General features: G+C 71.2%; 19 protein-coding genes. 7 read left to right on the top strand and 12 right to left on the bottom strand.

From position 1 onward, the window contains the following. Window positions 1-11 precede the first annotated feature (11 nt). The 4 genes from ACZ7DY_RS24235 to ACZ7DY_RS24220 form a co-directional block, all read right to left on the bottom strand. Window positions 12-800, bottom strand: a complete 789-nt coding sequence (locus tag ACZ7DY_RS24235; protein WP_471138314.1) for an aldose epimerase family protein — start codon at window positions 798-800, stop codon at window positions 12-14. 25 nt (window positions 801-825) lie between these two features. Next, on the bottom strand, window positions 826-1,698 hold the full coding sequence (locus ACZ7DY_RS24230; protein WP_471138312.1) for an SRPBCC family protein: 873 nt from the start codon (window positions 1,696-1,698) through the stop codon (window positions 826-828). A 59-nt stretch (window positions 1,699-1,757) separates the two neighbouring features. Next, window positions 1,758-3,326, bottom strand: coding sequence for a polyamine aminopropyltransferase (locus ACZ7DY_RS24225; RefSeq protein ID WP_471138310.1), 1,569 nt, complete (start codon window positions 3,324-3,326; stop codon window positions 1,758-1,760). Between the two features lie 123 nt (window positions 3,327-3,449). Next, window positions 3,450-3,974 (bottom strand): DUF2617 family protein, encoded by a 525-nt coding sequence (locus ACZ7DY_RS24220; RefSeq protein WP_471138309.1) that lies wholly within the window; start codon window positions 3,972-3,974, stop codon window positions 3,450-3,452. Window positions 3,975-4,769: 795 nt separating this feature from the next. Between ACZ7DY_RS24220 and ACZ7DY_RS24215 the strand changes: the two genes are divergently transcribed. Beyond that, a complete protein-coding gene (locus ACZ7DY_RS24215) occupies window positions 4,770-5,993 on the top strand; it encodes a pyridoxal phosphate-dependent aminotransferase (protein WP_471138308.1) in 1,224 nt (407 codons plus the stop codon). Window positions 5,994-6,101: 108 nt separating this feature from the next. Beyond that, entirely contained in the window at window positions 6,102-7,280 is a 1,179-nt protein-coding gene (locus tag ACZ7DY_RS24210; protein ID WP_471138307.1) for a glycosyltransferase family 39 protein, read from the top strand. A 15-nt stretch (window positions 7,281-7,295) separates the two neighbouring features. Here the strand turns inward: ACZ7DY_RS24210 and ACZ7DY_RS24205 are convergent, their stop codons facing one another. Then, window positions 7,296-7,838, bottom strand: a complete 543-nt coding sequence (locus tag ACZ7DY_RS24205; protein WP_471138306.1) for a type III secretion system chaperone family protein — start codon at window positions 7,836-7,838, stop codon at window positions 7,296-7,298. Between the two features lie 241 nt (window positions 7,839-8,079). Then, complete coding sequence (gene clpB, locus ACZ7DY_RS24200; protein ID WP_471138304.1) at window positions 8,080-10,695, bottom strand: ATP-dependent chaperone ClpB; 2,616 nt, start codon at window positions 10,693-10,695, stop codon at window positions 8,080-8,082. A gap of 183 nt (window positions 10,696-10,878) precedes the next feature. On the opposite strand from clpB, the gene ACZ7DY_RS24195 reads away from it, so the two are divergent. Further along, the gene (locus ACZ7DY_RS24195; RefSeq protein WP_471138303.1) at window positions 10,879-11,403 is read left to right on the top strand and encodes a pyridoxamine 5'-phosphate oxidase family protein; all 525 of its coding nucleotides are present in this window, start codon (window positions 10,879-10,881) and stop codon (window positions 11,401-11,403) included. Between the two features lie 386 nt (window positions 11,404-11,789). Here ACZ7DY_RS24195 and ACZ7DY_RS24190 read toward each other — a convergent pair whose 3' ends face one another. Further along, window positions 11,790-12,149, bottom strand: a complete 360-nt coding sequence (locus ACZ7DY_RS24190) for a hypothetical protein (protein WP_471138302.1) — start codon at window positions 12,147-12,149, stop codon at window positions 11,790-11,792. A gap of 373 nt (window positions 12,150-12,522) precedes the next feature. Here ACZ7DY_RS24190 and ACZ7DY_RS24185 point away from each other — a divergent pair, with 373 nt between their 5' ends. The 4 genes from ACZ7DY_RS24185 (at window position 12,523) to ACZ7DY_RS24170 (ending at window position 16,756) form a co-directional block, all read left to right on the top strand. After that, on the top strand, window positions 12,523-13,512 hold the full coding sequence (locus tag ACZ7DY_RS24185; protein ID WP_471138301.1) for a helix-turn-helix transcriptional regulator: 990 nt from the start codon (window positions 12,523-12,525) through the stop codon (window positions 13,510-13,512). Next, window positions 13,509-14,594 carry a LuxR C-terminal-related transcriptional regulator gene (locus ACZ7DY_RS24180; protein ID WP_471138300.1) on the top strand — a complete coding sequence of 362 codons (1,086 nt, stop codon included), beginning with the start codon at window positions 13,509-13,511 and terminating at the stop codon, window positions 14,592-14,594. Before ACZ7DY_RS24185 ends, ACZ7DY_RS24180 begins: the two co-directional genes overlap by 4 nt. A gap of 37 nt (window positions 14,595-14,631) precedes the next feature. Beyond that, complete coding sequence (locus ACZ7DY_RS24175; RefSeq protein ID WP_471138298.1) at window positions 14,632-15,612, top strand: helix-turn-helix transcriptional regulator; 981 nt, start codon at window positions 14,632-14,634, stop codon at window positions 15,610-15,612. A 169-nt stretch (window positions 15,613-15,781) separates the two neighbouring features. Beyond that, the gene (locus ACZ7DY_RS24170) at window positions 15,782-16,756 is read left to right on the top strand and encodes a helix-turn-helix transcriptional regulator (protein ID WP_471138296.1); all 975 of its coding nucleotides are present in this window, start codon (window positions 15,782-15,784) and stop codon (window positions 16,754-16,756) included. Window positions 16,757-17,014: 258 nt separating this feature from the next. Here the strand turns inward: ACZ7DY_RS24170 and ACZ7DY_RS24165 are convergent, their stop codons facing one another. The 5 genes from ACZ7DY_RS24165 to dnaK all read right to left on the bottom strand — a co-directional run bounded on the left by ACZ7DY_RS24165 (window position 17,015) and on the right by dnaK (window position 21,912). Further along, window positions 17,015-17,530: a hypothetical protein gene (locus ACZ7DY_RS24165; RefSeq protein ID WP_471138294.1), complete on the bottom strand. Its 516-nt coding sequence runs from the start codon at window positions 17,528-17,530 to the stop codon at window positions 17,015-17,017. 110 nt (window positions 17,531-17,640) lie between these two features. Beyond that, window positions 17,641-18,105 carry a heat shock protein transcriptional repressor HspR gene (locus ACZ7DY_RS24160; RefSeq protein WP_471138293.1) on the bottom strand — a complete coding sequence of 155 codons (465 nt, stop codon included), beginning with the start codon at window positions 18,103-18,105 and terminating at the stop codon, window positions 17,641-17,643. A gap of 1 nt (window position 18,106) precedes the next feature. Beyond that, window positions 18,107-19,300: a molecular chaperone DnaJ gene (gene dnaJ, locus ACZ7DY_RS24155; protein ID WP_471138291.1), complete on the bottom strand. Its 1,194-nt coding sequence runs from the start codon at window positions 19,298-19,300 to the stop codon at window positions 18,107-18,109. A gap of 42 nt (window positions 19,301-19,342) precedes the next feature. Next, on the bottom strand, window positions 19,343-20,050 hold the full coding sequence (gene grpE, locus ACZ7DY_RS24150; RefSeq protein WP_471138290.1) for a nucleotide exchange factor GrpE: 708 nt from the start codon (window positions 20,048-20,050) through the stop codon (window positions 19,343-19,345). Next, complete coding sequence (gene dnaK, locus ACZ7DY_RS24145) at window positions 20,050-21,912, bottom strand: molecular chaperone DnaK (RefSeq protein ID WP_471138288.1); 1,863 nt, start codon at window positions 21,910-21,912, stop codon at window positions 20,050-20,052. Before dnaK ends, grpE begins: the two co-directional genes overlap by 1 nt. Between the last annotated feature and the right edge of the window lie 118 nt (window positions 21,913-22,030).

The raw sequence follows: 22,030 nt of genomic DNA, 5'->3' as shown, positions 1-22,030 counted from the left end.
CCGCGGACGGCTCAGAGCCGCCGCCAGGTCCACGTCGTCGCCGTCTCCAGCGGCTCGATGGGGGTGACCAGACGCGGGTCGGTGTTGAGCCCGTTGGGCGGTCCGGTCTGCGGCTCCACGCAGACCGCGGCCTCCTGCTCGTCGTAGACGACGACCCACTGCTCGCGGCTGCTCACGTTGACCTCGATCTGCCCGGGCCAGGTCAGCGTCACGTCGACGCCGTCGGGCATGCCGAAGCAGTCGTCCCAGGGGCCCGGCTTCGGGTCGATACGGCGGCCGGTGGGCAGGTGGTCGTCGCCGCGCTCCTCCTGCCAGGCGGGGGTGAAGCCGACGCCGACGTCCTGGCCGCCGATGTTCCGGTTGAACCACGGGTGCCAGCCGGCCTGCGCGGGGAAGGAGCCGCCGTGCGTCTCGATGCCGAGGCGCAGCGTCAGCGCGTCCTCGGTGAGCTCCACGATCTGGGTGACGCGGCCCGGATACGGCCAGGGGTCGGTCAGGTCGTACGTGAAGACGGCCTCGCCCGCGGAGGCGCGGGCGGTGCGCCACTCGGCGTCGCGGCCGAAGCCGTGGATCGCGTGCGGCGGGGAGTTCAGCGGCATCTGGTGGACCGTCGCGCCGTCGTGGAACCGGCCGTTCTCGATCCGGCCGCACCACGGCACCATCGGGAAGCAGCCGTAGCGGTCCCCCTGCCGCAGCAGTTCGGTGCCGCCGATGCGCAGACTTCCGATCCGGCAGCCGTTGCCCGGCCGAACGGTCACTTCCGCGTCGCCCGCGGTCAGAATCACGTCTTCGGTACTCACGGTCCCGACCCTACGGCGTGTGCGGTCAGCGGCGGCGGCGCAGGGCCCTGCCGACGACGATGGCCGAGGCGAGCGCGAGGGCGGCGGCGGGCGCGGCCCAGCGGAGGGTGGCGCCCGCGGAGAGGGTCTCGGGGGCGGGCGCGGGCGCGTACCGGCCGCGGGGCGGGGCGTGGTCGACCTCTTCGGCGCTGCGGCCGATCATGGTGCGGCGCGCGTGCGCGGCCTCGGCGGGCGGCACGTCGACGCTCTCGATGTGCTCGGCCTCCTCGGCGGCGAGGGCGTCCTCGGCGTCGATGGCCTCGCTGAGGTCGTCGGTCTCGTCCAGGCCGTCCAGGACGTCGGCCTCGTCCAGGTCGTCGCTGAGCGGGTCGAGGGAGGGGGGCGGCACCTCGGTCTCGAAGACGGTGACCGTGTGGGGCTTCGGGGCCTCGGGCGCGGGCGCGGTGTCGGGTTCGGGCGCGGTGTCCGGTGGTGCCGCGGCGGCGAGCCCCTCGGCGAAGCGTTCCAGCAGCCGCCCCATCGCGGACTCCACGGCCTCGGGGCTGCCTTCCGTGATCCGCCCGTCGGCGGTCGCGCTCCCGGTGAACCTGACGGTGGTCCCCTCCGCCGCCGGTTCGAGCCGCACGGTCAGCGTGAGCAGCACGGAGCCGGAGCCCCGCACCTCGGCGCCCTCGGCCTCGATGGCGTACGTCCCTTCGGCGCGCCGGTCGGTCGTGCCCGACCCGCGGTAGGTGATCGTGTGCCCCCCGACGCGCACCTTGAGGCGCCCGGCGAGCGGGCCCGCCGTCTCCTCCACGTCGCGCTGAAGCCCGGGGACCGCCCCGGCGACCCGTTCGGGGTCCGCCAGGACCTGCCGGAGCCGCTCTGCCGAGACCGGAACGAACACCTCATGCTCCATACCGGCCGAGCCTACCCACGTGGCGGCCACTTGTACGACAGTTCGTCGCACGTTGTACTTCAGTTCGCGTAACGCGGATGTACGAGGGTGGAGGGGGCGAGCCCCGGCTGTCTGGTCCGCTCGGCCGCCCGCACCCCGGCGCGCACCACTTCGGAACCGGCCGCGCGCAGCAGCACCGGCACCGTCCGCGAGGCGAGCACGAACCCCCAGTCGCGGGGCGCCCTGGCACCCTCCGCCGTGCGGTCGGGCCCGGCGGCGAACCCGGTCTGCCGGCCGCCCACGCGGTATGCCACGGTCCGCAGGCCCGCCGAGCGGAGCGTCGCCTCCACCGTCCAGAAGGTGCGTGCCCTGGCCGACACCGGTCCCGCGTGCACGGCGATCCTGCCGGTGTCGGCGAGGACGCGGGTGACGAGGCCGTAGAACTCCTGGGAGTACAGCTTCGTGCTCGCGGTGATCCCCGGGTCGGGCAGATCGGAGATGACCACGTCGTACGCGCCGTGGGCGGAGCGCAGCCAGCGGAACGCGTCGGCGTCGACCACGCGGACCCGGGGGTCGCGGTAGGCGTGGCCGTTGAGCTCGCTGAGGGCCGGGTCGTGGCGCGCCAGGTCGACGACGCCCGCGTCCAGCTCGACGATGTCGACGCGGCGCACCCCGCGGTGGCGCAGGACCTCGCGCGCGGCGAGGCCGTCGCCGCCGCCGAGGACGAGCACGCGCGCGTGGGGGCCGCGCATCGCCGGGGCCACGAGGCCCTGGTGGTAGCGCTTCTCGTCGCGGCCGCTGATGCGCAGCCGGCCGTCGATGAAGAGGTCGAGCGAGCGCCGCCGGCCGCCGGTGAGGACGACTTCCTGGATGTCGGTCTGTACGGCGACCCGGACGTCCCCGCCGTACACGGCGCGGCGGGCGGCCCGCTCGAAGTCGTCGACGAGGACCGCGGCGGAGGCGAGCAGGGAGAGGACGAGGACGTTGGCGGTCAGGAGCGCCCAGCGGCCGCGGACGCTGAGGTCGCGCCGGAAGAGGCCGAAGACGAGGACGCCGCCCACGACGGCGTTGACCGCGCCGGTGAACAGGGCGCCGGTCAGCTGCCCGAAGAGGGGCAGCAGCAGGAAGGGAAAGGCGAGGCCGCCGACGAGGGCGCCCACGTAGTCGGCGGCGAAGAGGTCGGCGACGGCGCCGCTGGCGTCCTGGCGTCTGATGCGCTGGATGAGGACCATCAGGAGCGGCACCTCGGCGCCGATGAGGAGTCCGATGGCGAGGGAGAAGGCGACCAGCAGGGAGCGCGAGCCGCTCTCCCACACCTCGCCGCGGTCGCCGCTCCACGCGAACGCCGCGTACAGGGCCATGGCGCTGCACCCGCCGACCAGCGCGAGCGCCGCCTCGACGAGGCCGAACCAGACGGAGGCGCGGCACCGCAGCCGCTTGGCCAGGAGCGAGCCGATGCCCATCGCGAAGACCATCACGGAGAGCACGACGGAGGCCTGGGTGACGGAGTCGCCGATCAAGTACGAGGCGAGGGCGACCAGTTCGAGTTCGTAGACGAGGCCGCAGGCAGCGCAGACGAACACACCCGCCAGGACGAAGAACCGTCCTGTCCGGGGTGAGACGGGCAACCGCACCGACGACTCGAGCACGCCAGGAACGCTACGTCACCGTGCGCTCACTCCGGGTCCCCCACAAGGGTGTAACTCCCCTCCTGTGTGCCACACCCGTGCGACACGGCGCGTGTTCGAGGTCCCGGCCGGCCGCGGCGCCGGTCACAGCGCCGCCGGCACCGGCATGCGTACGCCCACCCGCGTGCGGGTCGCGACCAGTTGGCCGTCCTGCGGATACGCGTGCCACGTACGCCACATGACCGCCCCTTCGTGCCGCTGCGCCAGGAGCGCGGTGAACGCGTGCGGGCTGCCGGGGAACACCCCCGCCAGACCGTGCGGGTGTTCGGCCACCAGGGCGAGCAACTCCTGGGCGCGGCCCGCGAACTGACCGTGCGACAACGTTTCTACGCGCGCGGCGAATTCGTACTCCCATTCGCCGACGCGCTTGGAGACGCCCAGGGGCAGCGGCGTACTGCTGCCCGGGATGCAGGCCACGGTCTCGGAACAGTTGCCCTGTTCCTCTTCGAGGAGGACCTGGTGCGAGGCCCCGAGCAGTCTCAACTGCATCTTCGCGTCGCCCAGTGCCAGGTCGAGGGTGGCGAGCGCGGGCAGCGGTTCGCGCCCCAGGGCCCAGGCGAGGTCCGCGGCGCGCGTGTCGGTGTAAGCAGTCTTCAGGGTCGTGAGCATGGGTCGGCTCCGCTAACACTCAATGGAGGTGGGGCCGGCGCACCCGGTGCGGTCACCGGGAGGTCGGGATGCCGGCTCGTGCCCACGAATACGTCATCTGTCGGGTATCCAGAACGCTGTCCGGGAAACCCGCGACGTCCGAGGGCGGTGCTGCCGTGAAAGAGGGAATCATGGTCGGCGACGCTGCCACAGCGCTTTTACCCAACTTCGGGGGGTTTCCATCCCCATGAGGGCCGCACAGTTCAACTGTTCAGTACGGCAACCACGGCACGCTCCGGAGCGCGCCCCCGTCGTACCACGTCACACAACGGCGAAGCGCCCGGCGGGAATCGTCCGCCCCCACCGGGCGCCTCCTGGAATCGGTGGACCAGCTGCCCCGTGTCAGCTGCCTCCGCCGCATCCACCCCCGCCTCCGCCGCACGAGGACGAACCGCCCCCGCACGAGGATCCGCCTCCGCACGAGAACCCGCCCCCGCACGAGGACCCGCCGGAATCACCGCCGCCGGCCCACCAGCCGCCACCCGCCGAGCTGCCCGCCGCCGCCCCCGAACGGCGCGGGCTGTGGGTGTGGTGGCTGTGGTGGCGGCCGGTGCGGTTGCCCCGGCGGCCGAGCACCACGGCCAGCACGAAGACGAGTACTCCCCCGAAGATGAAGACCCCGAGCACGGTCATCACGCCCCTTCCCGTTCCCCCGAAGCGGGTCCCCCGTGGGTCTCGCTTCTCGCGTGACAGGGGGATGCCCATGCGCATCAAGGCCCAAAGCAGAGTTGAGGAAGTCCAGAGGTTCGGCGCAGGATGGCCGCCATGACCTCGACTTCCGGGAACGGGCGCCCGCTGCTCAACCGCCGCCTCACCGAGTTCGGCACGACGATCTTCGCAGAGATGTCCGCGCTCGCCGCGCGGACCGGCGCGATCAACCTGGGCCAGGGATTCCCCGACACGGACGGCCCGGAGGCCGTGCGGGAGGCGGCGGTGCGGGCGCTGCGCGACGGGCGCGGCAACCAGTACCCGCCGGGCCCCGGCGTCCCCGAGCTCCGCACGGCCGTCGCCGCGCACCAGCACGACCGCTACGCCCTCACCTACGACCCCGACCGCGAGGTCCTCGTGACGGCCGGCGCCACCGAGGCCATCGCGGCGTCGCTGCTCGCCCTGGTCGAGCCGGGCGACGAGGTCATCGCCCTTGAGCCCTACTACGACTCCTACGCCGCCTCGATCGCGCTGGCCGGCGGGGTGCGGGTGCCGGTCACCCTGCGCCCCCGCGAGAACCCCCCGGAGGCGGCCGCCGAACGCCGCTTCGTCCTGGACCTCGACGAACTGCGCGACGCCGTCACCGACCGCACCCGCCTGATCCTCCTCAACACCCCCCACAACCCCACAGGCACCGTCCTCACCCGCGCCGAACTCACGGAGATCGCCCGGCTCGCCGTCGAGCGCGACCTCATCGTCGTCACCGACGAGGTCTACGAACACCTGGTCTTCGACGACGCCGAACACCTGCCGCTCGCCTCCTTCCCCGGCATGCGCGAGCGCACCGTCTCCATCGGCTCGGCGGGCAAGACGTTCTCGTTCACCGGGTGGAAGGTCGGCTGGGTGACGGCCTCGCCGGAGCTGGTCGCGGCGGTCCGCTCGGCCAAGCAGTTCCTCACGTACGTCGCGTCGGGCCCCTTCCAGTACGCGATCGCCGAGGCGCTCGCGCTGCCCGCCGCCTACTTCGAGGGCGTGCGCGCGGACATGACGGCCAAGCGGGACCTGCTCGCCGCCGGTCTGACGGCGGCAGGCTTCGACGTCTACCGCCCGGCGGGCACGTACTTCATCACCACCGACATCCGCCCGCTGGGCGAGAGCGACGGCTTCGCCTTCTGCCGCGCGCTGCCCGAGCGGGCCGGCGTCGTCGCCGTCCCGAACGCCGTCTTCTACGACCACCGCGAGGCGGGAGCACCCTTCGTCCGTTTCGCCTTCTGCAAGCAGACCTCGGTCCTGGAGGAGGCGGCGGCCCGCCTCAAGACGCTGGCGGGCTGACCGCGCGACGCGGCTGACGGAGCGTCGGGCCCGCCTCCGGACGGCCCGGCATACCCCGCACGGACGTCCCGGGTCGCGTGTGGGGCGGGCGGGCCGCAGGGTTCGGGTGTGAGTCAGTCCAGCACCCTCGTCCTGCGCCGCGCGGGAGGCCTGCCCGCGGCGGTGGCGGGGCCCGCCGTCGCCGTCGGCCTCTTCGCCGCCGCCCGTCTCACCGGTACCGCCTGCCTCGCCCTCGGCGCGCACCTCACCCACCAGGACACCTTCCGGCTGCTCACGCACTCCTGGGACTCCCGCTGGTACACGCACATCGCCGCGCACGGCTACGGCCGCACGCTGCACTTCGGACCGGTGGTCCAGAGCGACCTCGCCTTCTTCCCGCTCTACCCCTGGCTGGTGCGGGCCGTCGCCGCCGTACTCCCCCTCGACCACGGCACGGCGGCCCTGCTGCTCTCCTGGCTCGCCTCGTGCGCCGCCGCGTGGGGCGTGTACGCGATCGGGGAGCGGCTTCACGGGCGGCGCGCCGGCACCCTCCTGGTGCTGCTCTGGGCCGTCCTCCCGCACTCCGTGGTGCTCTCCCTCGCCTACACCGAGCCGGTGCTCACCGCACTCGCCGCCTGGTCGCTGTACGCGGTGCTGACCGGCCGGTGGCTGTGGGCGGGCGGCCTCGCCGCCCTCGCGGGGCTCGCGCGGCCCAACGGGCTCGCCGTCGCCGCCGCCGTCTGCGCCGCGGCGGCGTACGAGATCGTCCCGCGGCTCACGGGCCGCGGCGGGAAAGTTCCCCACAGCCTGTGGAAAGTCTGCGCGGGCGCGGCGCTCTCCCCGCTCGGCTGGGCCGCCTACGTCCTGCGGGTGGGCTTCCGCACCGGCGACCCCCTGCACGGTTACTTCGCGGTGCAGGCGGGCTGGGGATCGCGGTTCGACTTCGGCGTCGGCTCGCTCGCCTTCGTCGCACACCTGCTGCGCGACGGCGGCCGGTTCGTCTTCCCGATGGCGCTCGTCATCGTCGCCGTGTCCCTGCTGCTCTTCGCGCTGCTCGTCGCGGACCGCGCCCCGCTGCCGCTCCTCGTCTACACCGGCGTACTCGTCCTCATCACGGTCGGCGGCTCCGGCTCCTTCTTCGAGTCCAAGCCGCGCTTCCTGCTGCCCGCGTTCCCGCTGCTGATCCCGGTGGCCCTGGCCATGACGAGAGCCCGGCCGCACGGCGCCCACCTGGTGGTGGGCGCCCTGGCCGGGCTCTCGTTCGCGTATGGGACGTATCTGGTGACGACCGCCCACATGCCGCTGTAGTGCGGGGCGGGGCCCTCAGGCCTCGTCGCCGCCGGGCTTCTCCTCGCCGTCGGCGGAGTCGACCTCCGCCTCCAGGCCGAGCTGCTCGACGAGCCACCGGTCGAACTCGATCGCGGCGCGCACCCAGCTGACCGTCGACGACACGAAGTGCTCCAGGGAGACACCGGTGCCGATCAGCATCTGCGCCTCGCCGATGAGACGGACCGTGCCGTCGTCGTGCGTGTGGCTGTAGACCTTCGGCCACAGCGTGCGGCGGTTCCAGTCGTCGATGGACTCCAGGAGCTGCTGCTTCGCCTCGATCTGGTGCGGCCGGTCGTAGAAGGTCCGCACGGAGAAGACCTGCTGGTCGTCCTCCCCGCGGAACATGAAGTACGTACGGAACTCCTCCCACGGCGCCGCGAGGTCACCCTCGTCGTCGACGACGTGCTTGAGCTCCATCTGGTCCAGGAGCTGCTTGACCAGGTCCTGGTCGGGGACGACGGGGCCCGCCGGTCCTGCGCCCTGCTGCGGTTCGGGCTGGCCCCCGAAATTCGGAATGGAGGACGGGTCGATGCTCACGTACTTTGTCCCTTCGTATGGATGGGCCCATCCTCTCGCAGGATGGGGCCCCCGGGGCAAGCCCGGCCCCTCGACTGCCGGGTTCCCGCCGTTCGCCGACTGCGGACAGGCCGTGGCCGGTCGCGCAGTTCCCCGCGCCCCCAGGAGGGCGCTGCGCGCCCCTCAGGGGCGCGGGGAACTGCGCGAGGACGGACCACTGCCCGCAGTCGGGCACACGGCGCACCGGGCAGACGAGGTGCCGTTACAAGGACTTGCCCGGGGAGGAACCCGGCGCCGGGCCCACGATCAGTCCGTCCCCGGCGTGGTCCACGCGGACCACGTCGCCGTCCGTCACCTCGCCCGCGAGGATCTCCTTCGCGAGCCGGTCGCCGATCGACGTCTGGATGAGGCGGCGCAGCGGACGCGCCCCGTACGCCGGGTCGTTGCCCTCGTCCGCCAGCCAGGCCAGCGCCTCGGGCGTGACGTCCAGGGTGAGCCGCCGCTCGGCGAGCCGCTTGGCGAGCCGGCCGATCTGCAGCTCGGCGATGTGCGCCAGCTCGTCCTTGGTGAGCGCCGAGAAGACGACGAGGTCGTCGAGCCGGTTGAGGAACTCCGGCTTGAACGAGGCCCGCACGACCTCGAGGACCTGCTGCTTCTTCTCCTCCTCGCTGGTCAGCGGCTCCACGAGGTACTGGCTCCCGAGGTTGGACGTAAGCACCAGGATGGTGTTGCGGAAGTCCACGGTCCGGCCCTGCCCGTCGGTGAGCCGCCCGTCGTCGAGCACTTGGAGCAGCACGTCGAAGACCTCCGGGTGGGCCTTCTCGACCTCGTCGAGGAGCACGACGCTGTACGGGCGGCGGCGCACCGCTTCCGTGAGCTGGCCGCCCTCCTCGTACCCGACGTAGCCGGGCGGGGCGCCGACGAGCCGCGCCACGCTGTGCTTCTCGCCGTACTCGCTCATGTCGATGCGGACCATGGCCCGCTCGTCGTCGAAGAGGAAGTCCGCGAGGGCCTTGGCCAGCTCGGTCTTGCCGACGCCGGTCGGGCCGAGGAAGAGGAACGAGCCGGTGGGCCGGTCGGGGTCGGCGATCCCGGCGCGGGTGCGCCGCACCGCGTCGGACACCGCCCGCACGGCCTCGGTCTGCCCGATGAGCCGCTTGCCGAGCTCGTCCTCCATGCGAAGCAGCTTCTGCGTCTCGCCCTCCAGGAGGCGGCCGGCGGGGATGCCGGTCCAGGAGCCCACCACATCGGCGATGTCGTCCGGGCCGACCTCCTCCTTGACCATGAGGTCCTTGGCCTGGACGGCCTCCTCCTCGGCCTCGGACGCGACCTCCAGGTCGTGCTCCAGGGAGGGGATCTCCCCGTACAGCAGTTTGGAGGCGGTGTCGAAGTCGCCGTCGCGCTGGGCGCGTTCGGCCTGGCCGCGCAGTTCGTCCAGCTTCTCCTTCAGCTCACCGACGCGGTTGAGGGACTGCTTCTCCTTCTCCCAGCGGGCGGTGAGGCCGCGCAGCTCCTCCTCCTTGTCGGCGAGGTCGCGCCGCAGCTTCTCCAGGCGCTGCTTGCTCGCCGGGTCGGTCTCCTTGCTGAGCGCCAGCTCCTCCATCCGCAGCCGGTCGACGGCGCGCTGGAGCTCGTCGATCTCGACGGGCGATGAGTCGATCTCCATGCGGAGCCGGGACGCGGCCTCGTCGACGAGGTCGATGGCCTTGTCGGGCAGGAAGCGGGAGGTGATGTACCGGTCGGAGAGCGTGGCGGCGGCGACGAGCGCGCTGTCGGCGATCTGGACCTTGTGGTGCGCCTCGTACCGGCCCTTGAGCCCGCGCAGGATCGCGATGGAGTCCTCCACGGACGGCTCGGCGACGAGCACCTGCTGGAAGCGGCGCTCCAGGGCGGGGTCCTTCTCGATCCGCTCGCGGTACTCGTCGAGGGTGGTGGCGCCGACCATCCGCAGCTCACCGCGGGCGAGCATCGGCTTGAGCATGTTGCCGGCGTCCATGGCGGAGTCGCCGCCCGCGCCGGCGCCCACGACCGTGTGCAGCTCGTCGATGAAGGTGATGATCTGTCCGTCGCTCTCCTTGATCTCGGAGAGGACGGTCTTGAGCCGCTCCTCGAACTCGCCGCGGTACTTGGCGCCGGCGACCATGGCGCCCAGGTCGAGCGAGACCAGCCTCTTGTTCTTCAGGGACTCCGGTACGTCGCCCTTGACGATGCGCTGGGCGAGCCCCTCGACGACGGCGGTCTTGCCGACGCCGGGCTCGCCGATGAGCACGGGGTTGTTCTTCGTACGCCGTGAAAGGACCTGCACCACGCGCCGGATCTCCTGGTCCCGCCCGATGACCGGGTCGAGCCTGCCCTCGCGGGCGGCGGCGGTGAAATCGGTGCCGAACTTCTCCAGGGCCTTGTACTGGCCCTCGGGGTCGGGTGTGGTCACCCGGCGCCCTCCCCTGCTCTTCTCGAAGGCTGCCAGCAGCTTCTTGCTGCCGGCTCCGTGCCGTGTCAGCACCTCCCCGGCCTTGCCGCCCTCGGCGGCGACGCCGATGAGCAGGTGCTCGGTGGAGAGATAGTCGTCCCCCAGCTCCTTCGCCCGCTTGGCCGCGTCCGCGACGACGGCCAGCATCTCGCGGTCGGGCTGGGGCGGCGAGACGGTGGACCCGGTCACGCTGGGCAGCGCGGCGAGCACCCGCTCGGTGTCGGCGCGCACGGCCGCCTGGTCGGCCTCGACCGCGGCGAGCAGGTCGGTGATGTTCTCGTTGTCCTGCCCCTCCAGCAGCGCGAGCAGCAGGTGCGCGGGGGTCAGATCCGGGTGACCGTCCTGCACCGCGCGGCTGGTGGCCGCGTTGATGGCGTCCCGGCTCCTGTTGGTCAGCTCGGCGTCCACGTGCGTTTCTCCTCCTTACGGGGTCCCGGGGGGCCCACCGCGTCGGCCTCGTTCTACGGCCCTACGGGCTCACGGGTTCCATGCCAGGCCCTGTCGGTAACACTGACTTGGTCAACGTACACAAAGTTGAGTCTATTCCACTCAAGGAGGAGGGCGGAAGTCCGGGCGGCTAAGTTCCGGCCCATGACCACGAACCCCGAGACCCCCCAGAGCACCCCCACCCCTGCCCCCACCCCCAGCTCTGCCCCCAGCCCTGCCCCGAGCCCCGCGGCGGGCTCCCGGCCGGCACCCCGGATCGACCCCTGCGACCCACCGGAGGCCTACCTGGCCTTCTGGCGCGAACGGCACCTCTGCACGCTGACGACCCTGCGCCCCGACGGCACGCCGCACGTGGTGCCGGTCGGCGTGACGTACGACCCGAAGGCGGGCGTCGCCCGGGTCCTGGCGCGCGGGACGAGCCGGAAGGTCGCCCACATCCGCGCGGCGGCGGAGGCGGAAGCGGACGGCGGCGGGGCACGGGTGGCGGTATGCCAGTTCGCGGGCCGGCGCTGGGCGACGCTGGAGGGCCGGGCCCGGATCAGGACGGAACCGGAGGCGGTGGCGGAGGCGGAGGACCACTACGAGGAGCGCTACGGCCGCAGACCGACCCCGAACCCGGCCCGGGTCCTGATCGAGATCACATTGACCCGGGCGCTGGGGAAGGGGTGAGGCGGGGGGCCGGGGGGTGGTGGGGCGTGGGCGGGGGCGTTGGGCGTGGGCCCGGGGATGAGGCGCGGGCCGGAGGGTGAGGTGTGGGCCCGGGGGTGAGGTGTGGGCCGGAGGGTGAGGTGTGGGCCCGGGGGTGAGGTGTGGGCCGGGGCGTGGGACGTGAGCCGGGGCGTGGGCGCGGGCCCGGGGCTGAGGCGCGCCCGGGCGTGGGAGTGGTCCGGGGCGTGGGCGCGGGCCCAGGGATGAGGCTTGGGCCGGGGCGCGACCGGAATGTGAGCCGGGGCGTGGGCGCGCGCACGCCACAGCGGCGCCACCGTGTTCAGGTCCACGGTGGCGCCGCTGCTGGGGGAAGCGCCTGCGCGATTTACAACGACGGGGGAATCGCGTCAGGCACTGCGGGGGGTGGCTGTGATGTTGTCCGGGGCGTTCGCGGCGTCCCGGTCCTGCTGGTCCCGGCCGTCGCCGACCACCTGGTGGTCACGCCGGTCGAGATTGACGAAGACCATCCCGTACCGAATGGCACACCGCACGGGCTGCGGCGCCCCGCGGGGCCGGCGCAGGCACCGATAGGCCCTGATCTCCTCCTCGTCGTCACGCGTGACGACGATCGGCTCACCGAGCAGGGTCACCATCAACGAGTCGCCGCGGTGGGGGATCGCGGTCACCAGGTCGATGAAGTGCCACCCGGACCGATAGGCGGTGGCCATTTCTCGGCGAAAGGTACGGTCGTCGGGAGGGGTGCTCATTACGCGATGCCCCCCTTCGGAGTGGACGCCCAGATGACGTCCCCCTTCGAAGCGGACGCCCAGATCACATCTCCTTGCGGAACGGCGTCCCAGATGACGTCCGACGGCGGCCCGGCCGACACGGACGTGGTCGGTGCAACGGCGTCGGTGACCGGGTTCGTGCCAAGAGCACTGAAGGCACCGACAGCCAACCCAACGGAGAAGGCACAGACAAGTACCGAGCGAAGCTTTCCCTGGCGCATAGCGGGCTTCGTCCTCACTTCCATCGCGACTCTCCCCCGGCCTTCCAAGACGATGGCTCATTCAGCCATGCGAACACCACAGGACCGATGCATCATGTTCCTGCACGTTCAGGACCCTGGGGGGTGGAGCCATGACCACAAACAGCTCAATTAGGGCACATCCACATGCCATGGCTGAACTATGTGATGAAGGTCAGCGGCTCTACGCCAATGCGCTGCGCACCGGACGCCTGCGGCGCGCGGAAGCGGAAGCCGCGCCGTGTCTCATGGATTTCGCCCTCTTGGTGCCCGACCCGGACGACGCGGACTGGCTCCGCCCAGTTCCACCCACTTCGGCGCTCGCTCAACGACTCCGTCCCATCGAGCGCGAGATTCAGGAACGGAGGACCCTCGCCAACGAGCTGGCCGAAACTTTCGAGCCATTTATGGCCATCAGCGCCCAGGACCGGCCGACAGCCCATTCGATCACCGTTCTGGAAGGCGGGGGCCGTATCAACGCGGCCATACAAGTCGCCATAGCCGAATGCCAGTCGGAGGTCATCACCGTCCAGCCGGGGGGCGGCCGCAGCGAGGCAATCGTCACCGAGGCCGTGAAACAGAGCCAGAGCATCCTGGACCGGGGCATCAGGATGCGGACGCTCTATCAGCACACCGCACGCCACAGCCAGACCACCATCGCCTACGCCGAGCACATGCGGCAAGGCAAGGTGGAAGTACGCACCCTCGAAGAGCTCATCGAACGGCTGATGATCTTCGATCGGACCGTCGCGTTCATCCCGGCCCGCGAAGACCGTCAAACGGCCCTGGAACTCCGTCATCCAGGACTCGTCCAGTACCTGGCGAATGTCTTCGAACAGCTCTGGCAGAGAGCGGCACCACTGCTCGACGAGGCGCCCTACGCACCATCGACCGACGGCATCACCGGCGTCCAGCGCTCCATAGCCAAACTGCTCATCGAGGGCCACGTCGACGAAGCCATCGCCCGCCGCCTCGGCATGAACGTCCGCACCTGCCGCGCCCACATAGCCAAGATCGCCGCCGCCCTCGGCAGCGGCAGCCGGGCCCAGCTCGGCTATCTCATCGCCCAGTCGGGGATCCTCGACCAGGACCGCCCGAAGTGACCATCGCTCGGCGCCCCTTCTCCAGCCCCCTGCCCCACTCCCACGACCCGGACGACTTCTGCGACGCCGGCACGGCGTTGTACACCCGGGCCCTGCGGGAGAGCGGCATACCGTGCGAGGACGCCGACCAGGCGCCGTGCCTGATCGAGCACGGACTTCTGTACGCGGCACCCGGCGACCCGCGATGGCTGCTGCCGGCTCCGCCCACCGCGGTCCTGCCCCGGCTCCTCAGCCGTATCGAGGACGACATCGCCGACGCAAGACGCGCAGGCGCCGGTCTGGCGTCCCGCCTTCAGCCCCTCTGGGCGCTCCGCCCGGAGCGGGAACCCGGCCAAGAGCCCCGTCCTGTCAAGGAACTGGTGGGCAAGACCCGCATCCGTGAAGTCCTCAACCAGGCCTTGGACCAGGCGCGCCGGGAGTTGCTGATCATTCAGCCGGGAGGCGCCCGGCCCGCCGACCTCCTGGACGAAGCGCTGCCGAGGACGCAGCAGATCCTGTCCCGCGGTGTCCGGATGCGCACGCTCTATCAGCACACCACGCGCCACTCGCTCCCGACCCTCGGCTACTACGAACGGCTCGAAGGCGACACGGAAGTCCGTACGCTCGACGAACTGCCCCCACGCCTCTTCGCCATCGACCGCGCGCTCGTCTACATCCCGTCGGACACCGACGGCGGCACGGCCCTGGAAGTACGGCATCCGGACATCGTCCGGCAGCTGGTCTCCGGCTTCGAGCGGCTCTGGGGCCTGGCCGCCCCCATGTACCCGAAGCCACAACCGCTTCCGGCGAGCAAGGGAATCAGCGCTCGCCAGCGTGCGATCGCCGACCTCCTCGTCGAAGGCCTCACGGACGCCGAGATCGCCGAACGCCTCGGCATGAACGTCCGTACCGCCCGCGTCCACATCGCCAAACTCGCCGCCACCCTCGGCAGCCACAGCCGCGCCCAACTCGGCTACCTCATCGGGCGGTCCGGCATCCTGCGGCCGGCCGACGCGACCTCGACTCCGTTCCCCCCCGGTGAGACGCACGAAAGCAGACAGGTGAACCGGCACCCCACCCCCGTGCCGAGGCGCCCTGTCTAGAATCGCGACGCTTCAACGGGGCAGGGAGGTATCACTCATGGCTTCGGAGCATCCGCCGCACTCCGTCGACGAGTTGTGCGAGACGGGCCTGTCCGTCTACACCCGGGCCCTGCGCGAAGGGCGGATCCCCCACACGGATGCCCGGCCGGCTCCCTGCCTCATCGACTTCGGCCTTCTCCATCCCGACGTCGACGACATGGGCTGGCTGCGTCCCACCGCCCCGGCCATCGTGCTCCCCCGGCTCCTGCGCACCATCGAGGACCAGGTGGCCCGGCACCGCCGCCGGGAGGAGAGACTGACCGAAATCTTCGAGGGGTTCCTCAGCCACGACGCCTCCACGGCGGAATCGCTCGACCTCACGACCTCTGCCATCAGCGTCCTCCAAGGCCTGCCCCGCATCGACGCTGCGGTGGAACAGGCCGGCAACGACGCCTGCCGCGAAGTCCTCCTCATTCAGCCCGGAGGGACCCGGCCCCCCGACTCCCTCCTGCGCACCCGCGCCCGTGAGCAGGAATTCCTGTCCCGAGGGGTCCGCATGCGCACCCTCTACCAGCACACGTCGCGGCACGCCCTGCCCGTGCTCGCCCACTACGAGCAGCTCCACGGCGACATCGAGGCCCGCACCCTGAGCGAGGTCACCGAGCGCCTCTTCGTCTTCGACCGGACCGTGGCCTTCATCCCCGCGAGCAAGGACCGCAGCATCGCTCTGGAGCTCCGCGTTCCCGCCCTCGTCGAATACCTCGCCACCACCTTCTGGCGCCTGTGGCGCCTGGCCACCCCCCTGTACCCCCGCACCGCCCCGCAGCCCGCCGAGAAGGGTGTCACCACCCGTCAGCACGCCATCGCCGAACTCCTCGTGGAAGGCCTCACCGACGCCGAGATCGCCACCCGGCTCGGCATGAACATCCGTACCGCCCGCGTCCACATCGCCCGACTCGCCGCCACCCTCGGCAGCCACAGCCGCGCTCAACTCGGCTACCTCATCGGGCAGTCCGGCATCCTCGATCAGGAGCAGTGAGGGCGCCGGTACGAGGAGTGCGGGGCCCTGGGCCGGGGCCGGGCCGGGGAGCGGGAACGTCCGGCCTGGAACCGACGTCCGGAAGCAGCCAGTTCAACCATCGCGTCCGGCCTCCGATTCACCCGCCTGCATACAATCGCGTCGCTTCAACCAGGCAGGAGGGGCCCGCATGGCCACGGAACACTTGCCGCACGCCGTCGACGAGCTCTGTGAGGCGGGGCTCTCCGTCTACGCCCGCGCCCTGCGTGCCGGCCTGATCCATCACAGTGAGGCCGAACCCGCGCCCTGCCTCCTGGACCTGGGCCTGCTCCGGCTCGTCCGCGACGACCTGCAGTGGGTGCGTCCCACGGCGCCCGCCGTCGCCCTGCCCCGCCTGATCCGCACCATCGAGGAGCACGTCGCCGACCAGGGGCTGCGGGAGCTGCGGATCAGTGCCGTCCTCGACGCGTTGATACCGCTCTACGCTTCGTCCGGACCCGGCACCGGCAGCCCCGCCCTCACCGTCCTGGACGGCCTCGACCGCATCAACTCGGCGATCGACCGGGCCATGAGCGAGGTCACGGAGGAGTTCCTCGCCGTACAGCCCGGTGGGACGCGGCCGCCGGAGACCTTGGCCGAAGTCTTCCCCCGGGACCAGGCGATCCTCACCCGGGGATGCCGTATGCGCACCCTCTACCAGCACACATCGCGCCATTCTCTGCCCGTGCTCGCCTACTTCGAGCAGCTCGACGGAGACACCGAGGCCCGCACCCTCGACGAGGTCACCGACCGGCTCTTCGTCTTCGACAGGACCGTCGCCTTCATCCCCGCGAGCAAGGACCGCAGCGTCGCCCTCGAACTGCGCCATCCGGCCCTCGTCGAGTACTTCGCCACCACCTTCTGGCGGCTGTGGGGGCTCGCCACCCCCATGTGGCCGCAAGCCGCACCCGAACCCTCCGAGAACGGCGTCACCAGCCGCCAACACGCCATCGCCGGCCTCCTCGTCGAAGGGCTGACCGACGCCGAGATCGCCGACCGGCTCGGCATGAACATCCGCACCGCCCGCGTCCACATCGCCAAACTCGCCGCCACCCTCGGCAGCCACAGCCGCGCCCAACTCGGGTATCTGATCGGCCGGTCCGGCATCCTCGACCGAACCGGATGACCCACCCCGATAGGTCATAACATCCGCATTCGCCCCGTTCCGCGCCCTCCTCAGCTCACTGCACCGCAACAAGATGACGCTTCCGCCCCCGCCCGCCCCGGCGCAGAGTGGAGGGCGACGGATGGGCGTGCCGAGTGCACTCCCCGCCGTCTGCGAGCGGTCCCGCCTGTCGACACCATGCGGGCCCTCGCTTCCCCTGAGCGTCCCGGGCCGGCTGCTCCCCCGTAGCCGTGCCCGGGGCGCTCTCAGGGGGCGGGCTCAGCCCTCCAACCACTCCCGCAACAAAGCCTCCCGTTCCGCCGCCCGTGGGGAGCCGCCCTCGTGGCGGCGGCCCCATTCCGCCATCGCGGAGAGCGTGGTGAGGAGTGTGCCCGCGCCCTGTGTGAGGCGGGAGAGGAGTTCGCGGGAGAGGTCGTACTCCGTGCGGGAGTAGCCGACCGCCGCGGCCGTGTATGCCGTCAGTTCCGTGTCGGCGCCGTCGGCGTCCTCGGGGCCCGTGAGGCGGACCGTCATCGTCGGTGCCTCGTCGCCGCCGCCGAGTCCGACCGTGAGGACCAGGTCGAACGCGACGCCCACGTGCCGTTTCAGGGACTTCACCGGGACGTCGTCGACGGTCAGCGCCCGTACGTCCTCCCACGGCCACATGCCGGACTGTTTGTCGCCGAGGGCCACCACGCCCTCCTGCGTCAGGCGCACCCCTGGGGCGAGCCCGCTGGGTTTCGCGCCCACGTATACATCGCCCTCGGCGATCCAGAACAGCCCCACCATGGCCATGGTCAGATCAACTTCCCCGTTTGAGCGGTCGGTCCACATCAGAGCGGGGCCGGGAGGTTGCCACCTCCCGGCCCCGCTTCAGCGTACTCAGCCCGCTCGGACCGCGGAAACTACTGCTCCGTCGCCCGCTTGGGACGCCACACCACCAGCGCGCTCGCCTGCTGCACGTCCTGGTAGGGGACGAGGTCACGGCGGTACGAGGCGTGCACCGCCGCCTCACGCTGCTGCATGGCGGCGGCGGCACCCTCCACGGCCGCGGAGAGTTCCGCGACGCGGGACTGGAGCGCGGCGACCTGGTTCTCCAGCTCGATGATGCGCTTGATGCCGGCGAGGTTGATGCCCTCCTCCTGCGACAACTGCTGCACGGTGCGCAGCAGTTCGATGTCGCGGGCGGAGTAACGGCGGCCGCGGCCGGCGGTGCGGTCCGGGGAGACCAGGCCCAGGCGGTCGTACTGCCGCAGGGTCTGGGGGTGCAGGCCGCTCAGCTGTGCGGCGACCGAGATGACGTACACCGGCGTCTCGTCGGTGAGTTGGTACGCCCTACTGAAACCGGACTGTCGACGACGGCCGTCCATCTCATGCTCCCTTCGCGGCCTGGAACAGATCTGCCCGCGGGTCATCGTCCGCGGTCGCCTTGCGGTAGGACTCCAGCGCTTCCTTCGCCCCGTCGCTGAGCGACGTCGGAACCGCGACCTCGACCGTCACGAGGAGGTCGCCCCGGGTGCCGTCCTTGCGGACCGCGCCCTTTCCGCGGGCCCGCATCGTACGGCCGTTGGGGGTGCCGGCGGGGAGCTTCAGGGTGACCGGAGGGCCGCCCAGGGTGGGCACCTTCACCTCGCCGCCGAGCGCCGCCTCGGGATACGTGACGGGCACCGTGACCGTGAGGTTGTCGCCCTTGCGGCCGAAGACCGGGTGGGCGTCGACGTGCACGACCACGTACAGGTCGCCGGCCGGGCCGCCGCGCTCGCCGGGAGCGCCCTTGCCGCGCAGGCGGATGCGCTGCCCGTCCGAGACGCCGGCCGGGATCCGCACCTGCATCGTCCGGGACGACTTGGCGCGGCCGCTGCCGCCGCAGACCTCGCAGGGGTCCTGGGCGATCAGCCCGCGGCCCTTGCAGTCCATGCACGGGTCGGTGAGGGAGAACCCTCCGCCGCCGCCCCGCGAGACCTGCCCGGTGCCGACGCAGGTCGGGCACACGCGCGGTGTGCCGTTCTTGTCGCCGGTGCCGGAACACGCCTTGCAGGCGGCCTGGGAGGACATGCGCAGCGGCACCGTGGCACCGTCCACCGCCTCCGTGAAACTCAGCGTGACCTCGGACTCGATGTCCTGGCCGCGCCTCGGCTGCGTACGCGTGCCGGAACCGGCACCCGCGCCGCCGCGGTTGAACAGGCCCCCGAAGACGTCACCGAGACCGCCCCCGAAGCCGCCGCCGGCCGCTCCACCGCCACCCGGGGCGCCGCCTCCGAAGAGGTCGCCCAGGTCGAAGTTGAACGAGCCGCCGCCGCCTCCGGGGCCTTGCCGGAATCCTCCGTTGCCGAAGAGAGCACGCGCTTCGTCGTACTCCTTGCGCTTCTTGGGGTCGCCGAGGACGTCGTTCGCCTCGGAGATCTCCTTGAAGCGCTCCTCCGCCTTGGTGTTGCCCTTGTTGGCGTCCGGGTGGTTCTCGCGGGCGAGCTTCCGGTACGCCTTCTTGATCTCGGCTTCGGTGGCGTCCTTGGGGACGCCGAGGACCTTGTAGTAGTCCTTCTCGATGAAGTCCTTGGTGCTCATCCCCGACGCACCCCCTTCCGGTAGTCGCTCGTCAGTGCAACGTCAGCCCTCGTCCGGGCCACCGCTGTCCTTGTCCGTCGGCTCGGCCGGCCCGGCGTCCGCCTCTGCCGTCTCGCCCTTGACCGTCTGCGCGCCGGGCTGCGGCTCGGCGACGGCCACCCGCGCGGGGCGGATGGTGCGCTCGCCGATGCGATACCCCGGCTGCAGGATCGCGACGCACGTCGTCTCGGTGACGTCCGGTGCGTAGCTGTGCATCAGGGCCTCGTGGATCGTCGGGTCGAAGGGCTCGCCCTCCTTGCCGAACTGCTGGAGGCCCAGCTTGGCGACGACCGTCTCGAGGGACTCGGCCACCGACTTGAAGCCGCCCACCAGCTCACCGTGGTCACGGGCGCGGCCGATGTCGTCGAGGGTGGGGAGGAGCTCGGAGAGGAGGTTCGCCGAGGCGATCTCCTTCACCGTCACCTTGTCCCGCTCCACCCGACGGCGGTAGTTCTGGTACTCGGCCTGCAGCCGCTGGAGGTCCGCGGTGCGCTCGTCGAGCGCGGTGCGCACCTGGTCCAGCTGGGCGGTCAGGCCCGTCACGTTCGAGTCCTGGGCGGACGTCTTGCTTTCCGCGTCCCCGGCCGGGGCCGCCGGGCCCTCCTCGGTGGAGGGCTCGGCGGCCTTCGGCGCCGCGTCATCAGGGGTGGCGCCAGAGGGGACGTCGGTGTTCTCGGCGTTCTCGCCGAAACCCGGGGTCTCCTCGGTCATCAGGCAGCGCCACCCTTCGCGTCACCGGGCTTCTCGTCGTCCACGATCTCGGCGTCGACGACGTCGTCGTCGGCCTTGGCGTCGGCGTCCGGGCCGGGGGCAGCGCCCTCGGCACCCGCGCCGGCGGCCTGGGCGTCGGCGTACATGGCCTGGCCCAGCTTCTGCGAGACGGCGGCGACCTTCTCCGTGGCCGTACGGATCTCGGCCGTGTCGTCGCCCTTGAGCTTCTCCTTCAGCTCGCCGACGGCGGTCTCGACCTCGGTCTTCACGTCGGCCGGAACCTTGTCCTCGTTGTCCTTGAGGAACTTCTCCGTCTGGTAGACGAGCTGCTCGCCCTGGTTGCGGGACTCGGCGGCCTCGCGGCGGGCGTGGTCCTCGTCCGCGTACTTCTCGGCCTCCTGGCGCATGCGGTCGACCTCGTCCTTCGGCAGCGAGGAGCCACCGGTGACGGTCATCTTCTGCTCCTTGCCCGTGCCCAGGTCCTTCGCGGTCACGTGCATGATGCCGTTGGCGTCGATGTCGAAGGAGACCTCGATCTGCGGGACGCCGCGCGGGGCCGGGGGCAGGCCCGTGAGCTCGAACATGCCGAGCTTCTTGTTGTACGCCGCGATCTCGCGCTCGCCCTGGTAGACCTGGATCTGGACCGAAGGCTGGTTGTCCTCGGCCGTCGTGAAGATCTCGGAGCGCTTCGTCGGAATCGTGGTGTTCCGCTCGATGAGCTTGGTCATGATGCCGCCCTTGGTCTCGATGCCGAGGGACAGCGGGGTCACGTCGAGGAGCAGGACGTCCTTGACCTCACCCTTGAGGACACCGGCCTGGAGCGAGGCGCCGATGGCGACGACCTCGTCCGGGTTCACGCCCTTGTTGGCGTCCTTGCCGCCGGTGAGCTCCTTGACGAGCTCGGCGACGGCGGGCATGCGGGTGGAGCCACCGACGAGAACGACGTGGTCGATCTCGGAGAGCTGGATGCCCGCGTCCTTGATGACGTTGTGGAACGGCGTCTTGCAGCGCTCCAGGAGGTCGGACGTGAGCTGCTGGAACTGGGCGCGCGTGAGCTTCTCGTCCAGGTGCAGCGGGCCCTCGGCGGACGCCGTGATGTAGGGCAGGTTGATCGTGGTCTCCGTGGAGGAGGACAGCTCGATCTTGGCCTTCTCGGCCGCCTCGCGCAGGCGCTGGAGCGCCATCTTGTCCTTGGAGAGGTCCACGCCGTGGCCGTTGTTGAACTGCTTGACCAGGTAGTCGACGACGCGCTGGTCCCAGTCGTCACCACCGAGGTGGTTGTCGCCGTTCGTCGCCTTCACCTCGACGACGCCGTCGCCGATCTCGAGGAGCGAGACGTCGAAGGTGCCGCCACCGAGGTCGAAGACCAGAATGGTCTGGTCGTCCTTGTCCAGGCCGTAGGCGAGGGCGGCGGCGGTGGGCTCGTTGACGATGCGCAGGACGTTCAGGCCCGCGATCTCGCCGGCCTCCTTGGTGGCCTGGCGCTCCGAGTCATTGAAGTACGCCGGGACGGTGATGACCGCGTCGGCCACCTTCTCGCCCAGGTACGCCTCGGCGTCGCGCTTCAGCTTCTGCAGGATGAACGCCGAGATCTGCTGGGGGTTGAATCCCTTGTCGTCGATGTCCACCTTCCAGTCGGTGCCCATGTGGCGCTTGACCGACCGGATGGTCCTGTCGACGTTGGTGACCGCCTGGCGCTTGGCCACCTCGCCGACCAGCACTTCACCGTTCTTCGCGAAGGCGACGACGGACGGCGTGGTCCTGGCACCCTCGGCGTTGGTGATGACGGTGGGCTCGCCGCCTTCGAGAACGCTGACGACGGAGTTAGTCGTGCCCAGGTCGATGCCGACCGCACGTGCCATTTCGATGCCTCCAGTGACTTCTTGAGTGGAACTGACTCAAGGATGCATGAGCGCTGCGCTGGCGTCAACAGATGTGAGTCGGGGGGACTCAACTCTTATCCGGCACTTACGCGCAGGT

Source organism: Streptomyces sp. NPDC037013 (assembly GCF_055607265.1).
This window is presented reverse-complemented; position numbering and strand designations above follow the sequence as displayed.